The sequence below is a fragment of the Cobetia sp. 4B genome, assembly GCF_018831605.1.
GTDB lineage: Bacteria > Pseudomonadota > Gammaproteobacteria > Pseudomonadales > Halomonadaceae > Cobetia > Cobetia amphilecti.
The window spans coordinates 1,571,680-1,587,970 of record NZ_CP059843.1 but is presented as its reverse complement, the minus strand read 5'-3'; the positions used below and the strand labels follow the sequence as shown (position 1 = coordinate 1,587,970).

At 52.3% G+C, this 16,291-nt stretch carries 12 protein-coding genes; 3 read left to right on the top strand and 9 right to left on the bottom strand.

The genetic code is table 11. The annotated features are described in order from the left end of the window. Nucleotides 1-373: 373 nt before the first annotated feature. The 9 genes from H2O77_RS06810 to rhmD form a co-directional block, all read right to left on the bottom strand. Nucleotides 374-1,951 (bottom strand): aldehyde dehydrogenase (NADP(+)), encoded by a 1,578-nt coding sequence (locus H2O77_RS06810; RefSeq protein ID WP_043334067.1) that lies wholly within the window; start codon nt 1,949-1,951, stop codon nt 374-376. Nucleotides 1,952-1,998: 47 nt separating this feature from the next. Continuing rightward, the gene (gene kdgD, locus H2O77_RS06805; protein ID WP_043334069.1) at nt 1,999-2,913 is read right to left on the bottom strand and encodes a 5-dehydro-4-deoxyglucarate dehydratase; all 915 of its coding nucleotides are present in this window, start codon (nt 2,911-2,913) and stop codon (nt 1,999-2,001) included. Between the two features lie 691 nt (nt 2,914-3,604). Continuing rightward, nucleotides 3,605-5,134 (bottom strand): hypothetical protein, encoded by a 1,530-nt coding sequence (locus H2O77_RS06800; protein WP_052384623.1) that lies wholly within the window; start codon nt 5,132-5,134, stop codon nt 3,605-3,607. 57 nt (nt 5,135-5,191) lie between these two features. Further along, complete coding sequence (gene aldA / locus H2O77_RS06795) at nt 5,192-6,631, bottom strand: aldehyde dehydrogenase (RefSeq protein WP_043334070.1); 1,440 nt, start codon at nt 6,629-6,631, stop codon at nt 5,192-5,194. A gap of 41 nt (nt 6,632-6,672) precedes the next feature. After that, nucleotides 6,673-7,473 carry an HpcH/HpaI aldolase/citrate lyase family protein gene (locus H2O77_RS06790; protein ID WP_043334071.1) on the bottom strand — a complete coding sequence of 267 codons (801 nt, stop codon included), beginning with the start codon at nt 7,471-7,473 and terminating at the stop codon, nt 6,673-6,675. 35 nt (nt 7,474-7,508) lie between these two features. Then, nucleotides 7,509-8,279: an SDR family NAD(P)-dependent oxidoreductase gene (locus H2O77_RS06785; RefSeq protein ID WP_043334072.1), complete on the bottom strand. Its 771-nt coding sequence runs from the start codon at nt 8,277-8,279 to the stop codon at nt 7,509-7,511. A 69-nt stretch (nt 8,280-8,348) separates the two neighbouring features. After that, a complete protein-coding gene (locus tag H2O77_RS06780) occupies nt 8,349-9,239 on the bottom strand; it encodes an amidohydrolase family protein (protein ID WP_043334073.1) in 891 nt (296 codons plus the stop codon). Next, entirely contained in the window at nt 9,239-9,565 is a 327-nt protein-coding gene (locus H2O77_RS06775) for an L-rhamnose mutarotase (RefSeq protein ID WP_043334074.1), read from the bottom strand. The genes H2O77_RS06780 and H2O77_RS06775 overlap by 1 nt, the downstream gene beginning before the upstream one ends. A gap of 34 nt (nt 9,566-9,599) precedes the next feature. After that, nucleotides 9,600-10,784, bottom strand: coding sequence for an L-rhamnonate dehydratase (gene rhmD / locus H2O77_RS06770; protein WP_215824236.1), 1,185 nt, complete (start codon nt 10,782-10,784; stop codon nt 9,600-9,602). Between the two features lie 245 nt (nt 10,785-11,029). Here rhmD and H2O77_RS06765 point away from each other — a divergent pair, with 245 nt between their 5' ends. From H2O77_RS06765 to kdpB, 3 genes are all read left to right on the top strand, one after another. Continuing rightward, nucleotides 11,030-11,971: a LysR family transcriptional regulator gene (locus H2O77_RS06765; RefSeq protein WP_043334076.1), complete on the top strand. Its 942-nt coding sequence runs from the start codon at nt 11,030-11,032 to the stop codon at nt 11,969-11,971. 547 nt (nt 11,972-12,518) lie between these two features. Then, on the top strand, nt 12,519-14,237 hold the full coding sequence (kdpA, locus tag H2O77_RS06755; RefSeq protein ID WP_043335793.1) for a potassium-transporting ATPase subunit KdpA: 1,719 nt from the start codon (nt 12,519-12,521) through the stop codon (nt 14,235-14,237). 13 nt (nt 14,238-14,250) lie between these two features. After that, nucleotides 14,251-16,290: a potassium-transporting ATPase subunit KdpB gene (kdpB, locus tag H2O77_RS06750; RefSeq protein WP_215824235.1), complete on the top strand. Its 2,040-nt coding sequence runs from the start codon at nt 14,251-14,253 to the stop codon at nt 16,288-16,290. Nucleotide 16,291 lies beyond the last annotated feature (1 nt).

Genomic DNA, 16,291 nt, shown 5'->3' with positions numbered 1-16,291 from the left:
ACCTAATCAAGCTGCGTGGTCTTTACAAGTCGCCTCTCTCACTTCGCGACCAAAGTGCAACGTCATGATTCGATGTGACTGCACTTTCAGCTCAAAGCAATACACCTCACGCCCAACAGGCGACTCAATAAACTTGGTACATTACCGCACATACCATAAACCGAGTCGCCTGACAGGATTATTGGCTTATCGAGGACACTCATCAAAGGCGCTGAATCTCTAATTTCCCTATGGAGTCCAAGGTTTGACTTTGAATAGGTAGACGGTGCTGTGTGGCGGAGGTGGGAGAAGACATTTGAATCGCTCTCGCATAAGACCTTGGTAACATCGCGTGCCCCCTCTCCATCCCAGCCACACTGCATTATCGCGACCTTTAGCTTTTGCGCTCACCATCGACAAGGCGGCTAACGCCATACGGATTGCCGTCTCGCAAAGCTGCTGGCAGCAAGACACCGGGGAGATTCTGATAGCATACTGGCCGCAGAAAACGATGAATGGCAGCACTACCTACCGAAGTAGTACGTGAATCAGAAGTCGCCGGATAAGGGCCACCATGTACCATGGCGTGACAAACCTCGACTCCCGTTGGCCAGCCATTGGCCATAACACGCCCCGCACGACGCTCAAGTATCGGTAGCAAGCCACGAGCGAGTTCCATGTCGGCACTATCCATTTGCAACGTCGCTGTCAGCTGTCCCTCGAGTTGCTCTGCTACACGCCCCATCTCATCTTGATCGTTACATTCAATGACTAGAGACGTAGAGCCGAAAACCTCTTCCTGCAAAACTGCATCAGACAAGAAATCGCTCGCAGAAGTCGCGAACAAATTAGCTTGACAAGCATTAGCCCCTTGCCCAGCAGGCCCATGCGCCACGACCCGAACCTTGCCACTAAGCGTAAGTTTAGCAACACCTTGTGTATAGGCCTCGTATATTCCCGGCGTCAGCATCGTGTGCGATGCAGCCTCTTGGATAGAAGCGCCCGCAGCCTGCAAAAAGCGATTCAACCCATCGCTCTTCTGGGCAATTATCAAACCAGGGTTTGTGCAGAACTGCCCTGCTCCCATGTTCAAAGAATCGACAAAGGCCTCTCCAAGCTCAGCGGCACGTGACTCTAGAGCTGCCGGCAATAAAAATACCGGATTGATCGAGCTCATTTCTGCATAAACTGGAATCGGCTCTGGACGCGCTTGAGCTGCTGCCACCAGTGCAGTTCCGCCACTGCGCGATCCCGTAAACCCTACCGCTTTAATACGAGCATCAGTGACTAGTCCTTGTCCTACCTCACGACCAGAACCATAGAGCAAGGAAAACACACCCGGAGGGAGCTGGAATTTCTTTACTGCTCGCTGAATCGCGCGACCCACGAGCTCTGAAGTTCCTGGGTGCGCAGAGTGAGCTTTGACCACCACCGGGCAGCCAGCTGCCAGGGCGGAGGCAGTATCACCACCTGCGACAGAGAACGCTAGCGGGAAATTTGATGCCCCAAATACTGCCACTGGACCCAGCGCTATGTGCCGCTGCCGCAGATCGACCCGCGGCATGGGCTGACGCTCAGGAAGTGCAGAATCGATACGTACATCAAGCCACTCACCGGCCCTTACAACGTTCGCGAATAAGCGCAGCTGAGAGCAGGTGCGCCCGCGCTCGCCTTCGAGACGAGGCCTTGGAAGGCCGGTCTCAGCCATCGCGCGCTCTATCAGAAGATCCCCAATGGCCTCAACCTCGTCAGCGATCCCTTCGAGAAACTGCGCCCGTATCTCCAGCTCAGCTTCGCGATAGGCGTCAAAGGCTTCCCAGGCCAATGAGCAGGCTTGCTCTACCTCCACTGTGCCGCCCGCCGCATAGCCCGGTTCGAGTTGCTCATTGGTCTGCGGATTTACAGCGTAAATCATTGTACCTGTGGCTGCGATAGCTTCAGCACCCACCAATTGTTTACCCTCTAGCCTCATCATTTTTCTCCTGTTAAGGAAAATCAAAAATTCATCTAGTACAAATCTCAGGTATTAGCGACCGCCACCAGTTCCTTCAAGACTCGCACTTCATTCTCAGTGGGCATTTCTAATGGCGCACGTACACTACCGGATGGACGTCCAATAATATCGGTTCCAGCTTTAATCAAACTGACGGCATAGCCTGACTTGCGGTCTCGCAAGTTGACGAAAGGCAGGAAAAAATCTCGCGAAATATGATGTACGGTTTCAGCATCACCGGATCGCAATGCTTTATAAAATCTGACGGCCATGTCTGGCACAAAGTTGAATACAGCACTCGAATATGTGTTCACGCCGACGGCAAGATATGCTTCAGCGATGATTTCGGCCGTAGGAACACCGCCCACATATGCCAAACGGTTGCCTACCGTCTTAATGATTCGATTTAGGGCCTGCATATCGCCTTTGCCGTCCTTGAGCCCGATAAGATTTGGGCAAACATTAGCCAGGCGCTGTACTGAGTTGGGGTTCATCACTCCATTACCACGGTTGTAATAAATTACACTGATCGAGGTAGATTGGCAGATCTGTTGAGCATAATCCACGAGCCCCTCTTGTGGGCACTCTGTCAGATAAGGAGGCATCAGCAGAATTCCATCTGCGCCCTCTTCCTCAGCGATACGTGCAAACTCACTCCCCATCTCTACACTGAGACCGGCACTAGCTATAACAGGCAATTTCCCATCAACCGTCTGAACAGCCAAACGTACAATCTCTCGAAACTCGTCGATGGAGAGGCTGAAGAACTCACCTGTACCGCCTGCAACGAATACAGCGGAGATCTCGTGACTAATAAACCATTCCAAACGCTGTCGATAGCTTTCGGCATCAAAACGTCCCTGAGCATCGAAATCGGTTACGGGGAACGATAGCAATCCATCGCTGATCGCCTGCTTGACCTCTGTGTGTTGAAAATGCATTGAATCATCCTCTTGTCTTGTTTTCGAATGCCCGATGGGGAATCGGTGGTACAGGTAGCCTTCACCTCGTTGTTGTCATACATCATACAAACGGAATTGGAGAGCAGCCAACTTTTTGTGCGTCACCTTGACTAAAGTATAATTTTTACCACATAGCTTGAGGGCTGACGGTAGAACAGAGAAGTCAAATCAACTGGTACTGTTGGCATCGTAGACAGAAATTTATTGACTTACACCAATAATATTTTTAGTCCTGACTATTGTATGTAAGGCACTCAACAAGTATACACATAAAAAGACTACTGCGACTCGATTATCACGAGAAAATATACATAAAAACACAAGGTAATTGCACCGATTTATTCCTATTCTTATTACAAATAGATTCTAGCATTTATTATAGCTTCGAACTATTACTTTACACGGTAAATCATGCATTAATTGGCGGGGGCTTTTTTACAAGGAAAGCCCCCACTCTTTCGTTAGTTATTCTAGCTAGTTAATTAACATTGGCTATTAGTTTGACGTCCCATCCAAAAAGGAGTGACGACGAACCAGACTATTGTAACTCCTAGAATACTGGTTTTCATTAATGACGCATCGATAGCGTCGATAAGATACAGCACAGGAAACAATACTGTCAGGACCAGCATTAACATTGAAATTGTTTGTAATGCTTTTCGCATAGCGATCACTCCTTCACCGAAGTATGCATTGTCCCAACCTGCGCACTATTGGAGCTACTGTCTCTTCCAATAGATTGAGTCGAATCTTCTCTCTGAGCCAGATAGCTCAATCCGATAAAGAGTAATGCGGCGATGAACCAGCCTGGCAAGGCAACGAAGAAGATCTCGATTTCCGCGTATTCCACTAGTCCCAGGCAAATCGCCAACGTGATCAGCCAAGTCGCCAAGACTGGATACGTGAACTTGCGATTTACCCCTTCGGCATAGAAGTTTTTGAGCCCCAGCTTGGGGAGCACCCAGTAATCGATGACAATTACCGCCCCGATGGGCATCAACAACAATCCATATAGCGCCACGAAACCAAGTAGCTGCATCGCCACTCCCGGAAACATCGCTACGAATGTGGTCAGCAGTCCCGTGCCCAGGGTCACTTTGAAGCGCGAAACATTAGGGATGATCGCCTGGAAGGCCAAACCGGCTCGATAAATGGTTGGGTTAGCAGTAGTCCACCCAGCGATGATTACACAGATCAACCCGGCAACACCCAACGCTTGATCAGCCAGTGGTCCTGGAAGTGGGTTGGGGATTCGTCCTGCCTCGGCAGCAGCGATCATGGCACTGTCCGTGGTCAAGCCCGCATCGTACATCTGGAAAGCGAACAGCATTGAGGCGGCAATCCATGCCATGAAATGACCTACATACATCCCTGCAGCCGAGGCGATGCTATACCAGCTCTTGCGAGCAAAGCGCAGCACTGAAAGATCTGACATCCCTACATGCATGGCCATGTTGGCAAACCAGGCGAAGAATATTACGTGCCATAGGGTGAAATCTGGTTGCCCTGGCACTCGTACCCCTGTCCAGATCGCCGTTTCAGCCAAGGTCCAGAGTTCGGTAGCCGATCCGATCTCTGCCCCCGCTGCATCCACGAACCACTTCAACGAGACAATCCCAAAGCCAAGGAAGATTAATACCATCCAGGGCGCAGCAATATTGGCAAACCACGAAACAAAACGATAACCGTAGGCGGCCACCAAGGTGATCACTCCTCCGACACCAAGCACACTCAACACCCAGCCAATACTGTTAGGCGTCAGATCTGCAAGTGTTGGCAGTGGGAATCCGAACCAAACCCCGACGGCAGTAGCGGATACCGTGATCATGGCGCCTGCCAAGAAGCAGAATGCCAATCCGTTTGCCAGATTGTAGAGTACGACTGTATAGCGCCCGGCTATTCTCTCGATGTGGTAGTAAAGAGTCAGGCGTACTCGAGTCGCGATGGGCGCGGTAAGTAACAACCAACTCAATACCGCCAATGCATTGCCGATCAGCAACCCAACAACGACGTCGAATGCGGCCACCCCCGCCAATACGAACAGCGGCCCGATCATCAACTCAGTACCAGCAGTATGCTCCCCAGCGTACATGCCGAGAAAGCTCTTGAACCCCATTCTTGCTTGGTCAGGAACGACCTGTCGTTCGTATTCGCTACTAACGTCAGAGCCGCCCCCAGCAGCTTGTATATTATCGCTCATGGCGCGCACCTCTCATTATTTTAATAGCAGAAAGCCACTATTTCAGCGTTTAGGCTTTCAGGCCTCGAGGTAGACCACATGGCTATGGGTATACTCATAGAGTCCATGCTTTCCGTCGGCGCCCCCCATACCTGACTTGCGAACCCCTGCATGGAATCCTTGCATAGCCTCGAAGTTCTCGCGATTGACGTAGGTCTCCCCGTAGTCGATCTCGCGACAAGCTTGCATGGCACTAGAGAGGTTTCGGGTGTAGATAGACGATGTCAGGCCATAGTCGGAGTCATTGGCAAGCGCGATGGCCTCCTCCATATCCTCGACTACCTGGATTGGGAGTACGGGACCAAAGATTTCCTGACGCATAATTTGCATGTCATTGTGGCAACCGGCCAGGACAGTAGGCTGGTAATGATGGCCACGCGGCAAATCACCGAGCGCCCCGCCTGTTACCAGGTCTGCTCCGTCAGCGAGAGCTCGTTTGACCATAGCATCGACCTTGTCGAGACCGGCCTGATTGATTAGCGGCCCCATATCCACATCAGGCTGAGCCAGCGGATCACCATAGGTCGTCGTTCGCATGATCCGCCCCATTCGATCAATGAACTCGTCCGCGACACCTCGCTCGACGTAGACGCGTTCTGCACAATTGCACACCTGACCACTATTAATGATGCGTGATCCATGAATCGCCTTGACCGCCAAATCAATGTCGGCATCAGCGAGGACAATCGCGGGCGCCTTCCCCCCCAGCTCGAGGTTAAGCTTTGTGATGTTGCCAGCTGCACTGGTCATGATTCTCGACCCGGTAGCCACACTACCGGTAAAACTGATCATATCGACCTCGGCGCTTTTGGTCAGAGCATTGCCAGTGCTGGCGCCGCTGCCGCTAACCACGTTGAACACGCCTGCGGGTAGCCCCACCGTGTCGAGCAACTTGGCGAACTCGAAGCAGTTATTGGGTGTCTCTTCACTAGGCTTAATGACGATTGTATTGCCGGTCACCAGCGCTGGGGCCATCTTTCGCGCAATAAGGAAGAACGGGAAATTCCATGGCAAGATGCCAGCCACAACCCCGAGCGGTTTACGAAATAGGAAGATATTTTCATTGGGGCGGTCACTCTCGATGATTTCTCCTTCAATACGCCGTGCCCACTCTGCCATGTAATCCAGGTAGTCAGCCGTGAAATTGACCTCCGTCTCAGCAAGTGCCGAAACCTTGCCCTGCTCCTCGGAAATAATACGTGCTAGGCGTGGTACATTCTCTCTGATGCACGCAGCAATTTGGCGCAGGTAGGCGGCTCGCTCGACGGCGGGCTTTGCGGCCCAGCCTTTTTGGGCGCTACGTGCCGCCGCCAAAGCACGATCAACATCCTCTACGCTTGACTCTGGAACCCGCGATATCTTCCCGCCGGTGGCGGGGTTGAAGACCTCGAGATGATCACTAGTGGTCTCGAAGGTGCCATTGATATAGTTCTGATAGATAGGCTGATGGCTAGACATGATGGCGTCTCCATTATTGTTTTTCGATCTGACTTTCTGGTTTAGTAGGTACTTGAGGGCACACAGGACTTATCTTGTTTCCGATAGCGACTCAGGTTCGCGATGGCGGCCTGTCGCATCAGGCTGATATCGATACTGACGGCAATAAAATGGCAGCCTAGAGAGAGATAACGGTGAGCGTCGTCTTCTACAGGTGCCAATATACCGACCGGTTTTCCGGCATCGCGTACGCTATGAATGACCTTTTCAATAGCTTCCTGAACATCGGCATGCCCTGGGTTTCCAGGATGTTCCAGGCTCACCGACAGATCCGCTGGTCCGATAAAGACAGCATCAACACCTTCTACCGCTGCGATTGCCTCAGCATTCTCAACCCCTTGTTGAGACTCCACTTGGACGATCAGACATAGCTCCTCATGAGCGATCGCCAGATAGTCAGCGATACCGTCCCAACGTGTGGCACGAACCAGGCCACCGCCGACACCACGAATGCCATGCGGCGGATAACGCATGGCGCGCACTAGCTCCCGGGCTTGCTCTGCAGTCTCCACCATAGGAACCATTAGGGTCTGAGCCCCGATGTCCAGTAATTGCTTAATCAGTGCAGGATCTTGATTGACAGCCCGAACCACTGGCGCGGTGTCATAAGGGGTTACCGCCTGAAGCTGCTCAAGAAGCGACCTCACGTTATTAGGTGCATGTTCGCCGTCGATGAGCATCCAGTCATAACCAGTCGTGGCACAGATTTCTGCAGCGTACCCGGTACCGAATCCGGCCCATATGCCGTACTGTGGTTCCTGTTGACTCAGGGCAGCTTTGAAGGTGTTCGTTGGTAAGTGCATCAGGCATCCTCGATCCATGGTCTCGCGTGCGTGAGTTACTGCAGATTGACGAACATGCCACCGTCGACAAGAAGCGAAGCGCCGGTGATATACTGCGCCATATCGGATGCCAGAAAGACGATTGGGCCCGCCAAGTCGTCTGGGCGGCCCAATCGCCCCAGGGGAGTACGACTCACCATGTACTGGCGCTTCTCTTCGTCAGCCAGGTCATCCTTGTTAATGTCAGTCTCAATAGTGCCTGGCAATACAGCATTGCAACGGATGCCATAGCCCCCCAAGGCGACGGCACAGGATTGCATCAGCGAGACGAGCCCAGCCTTGGTCGGCGTGTAGTGGGTCTGCATGCCGCCACCGACCAGTGCACTGATGGAACTCACAGCGATGATCGAACCGCCCCGCCCTTGAATCTTCATCTGATTGGCAGCCGCCTGAACGGCGAAAAAGGCTCCATTCAGGTTCGTATCGACCGTTTCTTGATAGAGCTCTTTGGGCATATCGAGAAAGGCATGGAAAGGACAAATACCAGCGTTGTTGACAAAGATATCAACGCCGCCGAAGTGCTTTACTGCGGCATCGACCAATAACTCGCCTGTCTCGGGGTCACCTGCTGGGGCTCCTATAGCACAGGCACGACGTCCTAATGCCTCGATCTCGGCGATCAAAGCCTCGACACCGGGGCGACTGGATTCACTACCGCTGTAGCCAATGACTACGTTGGCCCCCTGGCGAGCACACTCCAGAGCCGCGGCACGCCCGATACCTCGGGAAGCCCCGGTGATGATGACGGATTTCTCATTGAGCAGCATAACGGCTCCTGAATCTGACAATGGCTCCCTGCCTTTGGCAACGAAACTTACAGGCAGGATAAGGTTGGCTTAAAGGCGATAAATACGCCGGGCATTCTCTACAAATAGTGCTTGCACCTCACTTGACGAAGCATCGGCCACAATCTCGGCGTAGGCTTTCCAGATCGTTGGGTAAGAGGCATACAGGCTGTCTACCGGAAAGTTGGAAGCAAACATGCTTCTGTCCACACCAAAGGCATCAATAGCCTCAAGGATCAGGGGGCGGAGGCTACCAACTGTCCAGTGATGATCCAGCATGCCGAACCCGCTGAGCTTGAGGCTGACATTGTCACACGCGGCCAGGCGACGAAGCCCATCACGCCATTCTCGCCAACCGGTCATGTGATGACGGTCTACGTACATACCAGCATGATTCAATATTATCGGGACTTCAGGATGATCCTCGGCAAGACGTGCCGCCTGTGACATCTGCGAGGGATAGATTTGTAGGTCAAAGGAAAGCTCGTAGCGCGCCAATAGAGCAAAATTGGCGCACCAGGTCGGCTCACCCATGTAATGACGACCGACATAGTCATACAGCGGATCGGCATGGACATTGAGGATCTGACGCACGCCTCGTACCTTCTCGGAGGCCTGACACTGCGCCGCGAGTTGCTCATCGGCATCCTGCCGCGACAGATCAGCACCTACTACCAGGGCAGATGGCAGCCTCGGCGCTCGTCCTTCCTCAATGCGCCCAGCCAACCAGTGGGTTTCGGCCAGTGGATCGACGGCATCGGCCTCAATGTGAACCGCACCGAGAAGTTCGATGTCGCCTGCGTCAACCAAAAGATCTTCCGGGCCGTAGTCCCGTGCCATCGGTGTGTAGTCACCAAGCAAGTTAGGCGATGGATGATCAAGCCAGGGCTGATTGCCCTGGCCAAGATTCCAGAAATGCACATGAGGGTCGATCACTTGCATCAGAGCTCTCCGGGATGGAACGCAAATACCTGGTCGAGTGGCACGCTGACAGGGGCATGGTCCTCGTATGTTTCCATGATATCGGCCATGTACTCCCACCAGCGACGCATTACCGGAAGGTCGGATAGCGCATCGACATGGTGATCTTCTCTTGAAAACATGATGGCAAATAAGTGACAGGTCTCGTGATCCAAGAAGATACGATAGTCTTCAATACCCGCCTCCTCTAACGCCGCCGCGAGCTCAGGCCACAATGTTTGATGCCGGCGCCAATACTCGGCTTCCTGTCCCTTATGTAGGTTCATGCGAAACGCGTGGATCGGCATCTTTAGCCTCCTTTAACTCTCGTGATCAGCTAACTCAGTGAGTGTAGGGACGCGCGAGCTCGCACTCGGGATTCAAACGAACCCCAAAACCAGGCTTATCCAACTTTGAGACTGACATGCGGCCGTTTTCCGGGACCGGCTCGTCGAGCAGCAGTGGATTGAACATCGGCACTACTTCATCTGCCTTGGGCGCCATCATCAAAAACTCAGCGAAGGGACTATTGTGACGAGTGATCACGAAGTGATAGCTGTAAACCGAGGAGCCATGGGGAACCACCAGCTTGTTGTGGGCATCCGCCAGCGCTGAGATCTTGATCAACTCAGTGATGCCACCACACCACCCGACGTCAGGTTGGATCACATCACAGCAATCCATCTCCATAAGCATCCGGAATCCCCAGCGCGTGGCTTCATGTTCGCCGGTATTGACCAACATGCCCTTAGGCACATCTCGCTTGAGCTGGGCATATCCCCAATAGTCGTCAGGCGGAAGCGCCTCCTCGATCCATTTCAGACCATATTCCCGTGCACCTTGAGCCAGACGAGTCGCGTAGTTGAGATCAAGGCTCATCCAGCAGTCATACATCAGCCAGAAATCTTCGCCCACAGCACTACGCATCTCAGCCAAGTGCTCGAGATTACGTCGCAGTCCTTCTTCCCCCTCAGCAGGACCATGAATCAACGGCATCTTCCCGCCAATGAACCCCATGTCCTTAGCAAGATCAGGCCGTGCACCAGTGGCGTAAAAAGTCAGCTCGTCACGCACCGGGCCACCCAATAGTTGATGCACTGGCTCGCCACGCACTTTCCCCAGTAGATCCCATAGCGCTAGGTCAACACAGGAAATGGTGTTGATCACGACACCTTTGCGGCCATAAAACAGCGTGGCGTTGAACATCTGATCCCAGATCTTCTCAATATCAGTGACTCGCTGGCCTTCAATAAAACGAGCCAAGTGCTTCTCAACGATCCATGCACCGATCTCGCCACCAGTCGTCACCCCGAAACCGACGGTCCCATCGCTGGCTTCCAGTTCGACGACCAGGGTGCCGAGCACATTGAGCCCGAAGCTACGACGATTCATACGGTACTCAGGATACTTGCTCATTGGCGTAGCAACCTGGGAATCGATCCAGTGCCCTTCAGTCTGATCGTGATAATCCGCCCCACCGCCTCGGACAGTAAAGGCGCGGACTTGCTTGATAACAACCTCACTCATGAACTTCTCCTCTAGGGCTGAATGCAAAGAGATACTGAGAGAAGTTCTACCCAAGAGTCTTGAGTGAGACCAATGAGATTCACGCTTCTCCTGATACCTTTTCGGTATCGGAACGATGAACCCCGCATGCTAGGCTGGTTGTCGGTGGCAGCTTAACCGCGGCTGGCCTTTGGTTGCACGACCAATGTCGCAGTCTAAAAACCTTGATCCGACGTCATAACGGATAGGTATCGATAAGGAGCACAATGGAAGGCTATCAGGCACTACTGGCAAGACTGCGCTACAAACATCTTTTATTGGTAGCAACACTGGGACGATTGCGTAATTTGCATCAAACCTCGACCGCTATGCACATGTCACAGCCGGCTGCTACCAGAATGCTCGGCGAGATTGAGAAAGTATTTGGCTGTCGGCTATTCGAACGGGGGGCTCGCGGGATGACGCCTACCACTATAGGTGAAATGCTCATCGACTTTGCCAACAATGCGCTCACACGCCTAGATCGCTGTGCCGAGGAAATTAATCGTTATCAGCTCGGTGGTCGTGGACAACTCACTGTAGGGACCATCATGGGAGCTGCACCGGATCTCGTCGCAAAGGCCGTGATTACGATGAAGCGCGACCGCCCCATGCTTCAGTTCCGCCTAATGGGCGAGACCAGCGACCAGCTCGTTGAATTACTCGAGCAAGGCAAGGTCGACATTGCCATAGCCCGTTATGTCACCTCTATTCAGCATAACCAGTTCGACTTTGAACCACTGGGCAACGAGACGCTTGTTACTGTGGTGCGTAAAGATCACCCTTTATGTCGACAACAGCTTCCACCGTTGGCGAGTCTGATTGAGGAATGGCCTTGGATATTGCAGCCGACTTCTACGCCAGCACGACAGGCACTGGAGAAAGAATTCGAAGCGGCTGGCCTAGTGTCACCCCGCGATATCATCGAATGTGGTTCGATCTTTGCCGCTTTACAACTAGTACAGCAAAGTGATTGCTTGATGGTGATGGCAGAGACCGTATTACGTGATCATTTAGATGCAAATCTGATTACTCGTCTATCGCTATCACTGGGTCGCACTCTAGCCCCTTTTGGTCTACTAACGCGAAAAAACACTATATATGAAGAACCAGTCAACGAGTTTTGTGAAATATTGCGCCAAACGGCTGTCGATTGGCCATCAGCCTGATAACAAATGCGGCCTTCACATTAGAAGCAGATACACTTACAATTTCTAACAATATCTTAATTACACTCTGACCAACAATTATCTTACAAAATAATAGATACACAAGCAAAACAACTCGACTACTGACCATTGATTAAAATACGAAAAGAAGTGAAATGTTTTGAGAAAAATCAATGGCGATAATAGAGCATATAGCTTGCTATATTCATATACATCGCCCTTAACTTCGTTTGAGAGCAAAAATAATTCTGCTTCAAATGCTGCAAGGTACTCTTCAATGAGAGATACAAGTAAGACTAAACCAAGCACGGAAGGACATGCTTTGGACAGCTTATTCTAGATAGCGCAACACATCGTCAGTTTTTACGTTTTTTTTACGCCAATACTTCTAGAACACCGTAGATTTTTTACGCCTCACCTTTCTAAGCTTGCCTTATCCATCAAGGAGACAAGGCAATGCAAATACTGTTACTCGTAATATCCATGGCGCTAGGGGGTTATCTCCTCGCTGCTTTACTCTGGCCGGAACGGTTCTAGGGGAGGCACCATGAACGAGGTAATACTCTGCTATGTGCTGGTCATTGGGCTAGCGCTTCCTCTGGGTCATTACATGGCCCGTTCCTTGGATACTGAGTCCAAGGCCCCCTTTGACAACTTCTTCGGCCCCATCGAGGCGATACTGTATCGCTTGTCAGGAGTAGATGTCCGATGCGAAATGACTTGGCAAGGCTATGCTTGGGCCGTAACAAAACTACACGTCATACTGATTCTACTGGCTTGGGTCGTATTCATGTCACAAGACATGCTACCGCTAAATCCAGACGGGATACCCGGCATGCCATGGGATACAGCGCTTCACACAGCCGTCTCTTTTGCCACCAATACAAATCAGCAGCATTACTCGGGCCAGGCTCACCTATCATACCTTAGCCAGACTCTCGCCGTCGTGACTCTGCAGTTCATTACACCGGCAACGGCTCTCGCAGTGCTGTTGGCGATAGCGCGCATTCTCTTCAAGAAGCCATCGACTATCGCAGCCTCAGATGGGAATAGCACAGTGGTCAGCTTGGGCAATTATTATCGCGATCTCATGCGTACATTATTGCGTGTCATGCTACCAGTCGCCATCGTGGTCGCACTGTTACTGTCGTGGCAAGGCGTGCCTAGTACCTATCAAGGTGCACAAACGCTAGAGCCACTGGACAGCCAGGTCACCACCACTCAAGTCATTCCACTCGGCCCAGTCGCCTCGATGGTCGCTATCAAGCAGCTCGGCACTAACGGGGGTGGCTGGTATGGCGCTAACTCAGCCGTACCGCTGGAAAACCCCACCCCACTTTCCAACATGATTGAGACGGTTTCAATATTGCTGATCCCGATGGCTCTGCTTGTGGCTATTAGCATCCTGACGGGGCGACATAAGCTGATGCTCGGCATTGCCTTTATTATGCTTACTTTTTCTATCGTCTCGACAACATCAACAATCCTCTCGGAACGATCACCCAACGCCGCTTTTATAGGGCTATCTACTCCCGGCGCCTCCAACATGGAGGGAAAGGAGGTACGCTTCGGCCATGACATGTCGGCGCTGTGGGCTAGTTGGACGACACAAACTTCCAATGGCTCAGTCAATGCCATGCATGACAGCTTCAATCCATTGGGTGGCGCAATAACATTAATGGACATGTTCGTTAATGTAACCTTTGGCGGCATCGGAGTCGGTCTGATTGGCTATTTCCTCTACCTCATGTTGGCGGCTTTCATCGGTTCGCTGATGATCGGGCGAGCGCCGGAAATATTAGGTAAGCCCCTGGAAGCTCGTGAGATACGCTGGATCTCGCTGGCAATCCTCGCTCAGCCACTGGTGATTCTCAGTTTAACGGCGCTGACGGTATCTTTCCCTGATTTAGCTATCAGCTCAAACCCGGGATTTCACGGCCTGACTCAAATCCTTTACGAATATACCTCATCGTTCGCTAACAATGGTTCTGGATTTGAGGGTTTGGCTGACGACTCTCTCTGGTGGAATCTCACTGGCGTAGTCGCGCTTCTGATAGGACGCTTTCTCCCCCTCTTTGCTCCATTAGCGATCGCAGCCTGGCTTTCAGCTAAACGTACTGCCCCCTCTGGACGCGGCAGCTTGGATATGGAAAGCGGCGCCTTCGTCGGTCTCACAGCGGGTGTGATTGTCATCGTCAATCTTCTGGGCTTCCTGCCTGTACTCATGCTTGGCCCTGTGGCCGAACAACTTACTCTCGGCTTCTGAGGAGAAGGTTCGTATGTCTACTGCATCACAAACGCCTCGTTCTTCACACCGCGAAGATTGGCGACCTGATTGGAGCAATCTGGTCAAAGAGATGTTCCTCAGGCTAGCGCCACGAGCCATGTCCCGAAACCCAGTAATGGCCGTAGTCGGTGTAGGTACCCTGGTCTGCGGCCTATATACAGTGCTGGCTGCTACTCAAGGCAAGAATCTCGTTTTTTCGTTGGCCGTCACACTAGTACTGCTCGCGACCCTATTGTTCGCTAATGGAGCGGAAGCCTTAGCAGAATCACGAGGAAAAGCGCACGCTGGCAGCCTGCGGGCAACACGAGGTCAACTCAAGGCACGTAAGCAGGAAAAGGATGGTAGTGAAACCATGGTGGCCGCCGATACGCTGCGCCGTGGTAATTACGTTAGGGTCATTGCCGGCGAGTTAATTCCAGCCGATGGCGAAATCATTGAGGGCGCAGGCTCCATCAATGAATCTGCCGTCACCGGTGAGTCTGCACCGGTATTACGAGAATCCGGTACCGATAACAGCGGAGTTAGTGCCGGTACTAAGTTGCTCTCTGACGAGCTGGTGATAGAGGTCAGTGTCAATCCAGGCGAGTCACTCCTGGATCGTATGATCGCCCTTGTGGAAGGTGCCAACCGTCAGAAAACGCCAAGTGAATTAGCTTTATCAGTATTGATTACTACCCTCACACTGATTTTTCTGATTGTCGTTGTCACCTTGGTGCCCATGGCAGAATTTGTCGGTATCACACCATCGCCAGTCATGTTGGTGGCACTGCTGGTATGTCTAATACCAACCACCATTGGCGGATTGTTACCGGCCATCGGTATTGCCGGGATGGAGCGGGCAATGCGCGCCAACCTCATTGCCAAATCGGGCAAGGCCGTCGAAATTGCTGGTAGCATCGATACTCTGCTGCTCGACAAGACCGGCACTATTACGCTAGGTGACCGCCAAGCTACTGAATTCACTCCTTGTGATAATGTTCCCAACGATCGGTTACGTGATATCGCGTTCCTGTGCTCGCTGGATGACCCCACACCGGAAGGGAAGTCCATTGTCAATCTGGCTCGTGATAAGGGTGCCGCACTCTCTCTAGATAATCGAGCCACATTCATACCCTTCTCGGCCTCGACACGCCTTTCCGGCATCGATTCTCCCGATGGTAGACAGCTACGAAAAGGCGCTACGAATGCCATCGCGACGTTCGTACAAGAACAGGGCGGCCATGTACCTGCCTCGTATCAGCGTCTTATAGAGCGTATTTCTCGCGATGGGGCTACGCCACTAGCAGTAGCCGAAAACGACCAACTGTTAGGGATCATCGCCTTATCCGATGTTATTAAGGACGGTATCGCGGAACGCTTTGCCCAGCTTCACGAGATAGGAGTCAAGACGGTGATGATCACCGGCGATAACCCAATCACGGCAGCAGCGATCGCAGCAGAAGCTGGGGTAGACGATTACGTAGCGGAAGCCACCCCAGAGCGCAAACTGGAGATCATTCGAAAGGAGCAGGCTTCGGGACGCTTGGTGGCAATGATGGGGGATGGCACAAACGACGCTCCGGCACTGGCCCAGGCCGATCTTGGCCTAGCCATGAATTCAGGTACCCAAGCAGCCCGTGAAGCCGGCAATATGGTGGATCTCGATTCTGATCCAGGCAAACTCCTGAGTGCAGTAGAGATCGGCAAGCAGCTACTCATTACCCGAGGGGCGCTGACTACTTTTTCGCTCGCCAATGATATCGCCAAGTATTTCGTCATATTACCAGCACTCTTTGCCGCCAATATCCCGGCCCTACAAGCTCTGAACGTCCTCGAGCTGCATTCACCGCAGACTGCTGTGTTATCCGCTGTGATCTTCAATGCTCTCGTCATCCCGGCACTGGTGCCGTTTGCGTTGCGAGGCGTACGCTTTAACGTCTCTTCAGCGACAGAACTGCTTCGTCGAAACCTGCTGATCTATGGACTCGGTGGTATCTTGCTGCCCTTCCCTGCAATCAAGCTGCTCGACATGCTAATGGCTAGCTTTTACTAGG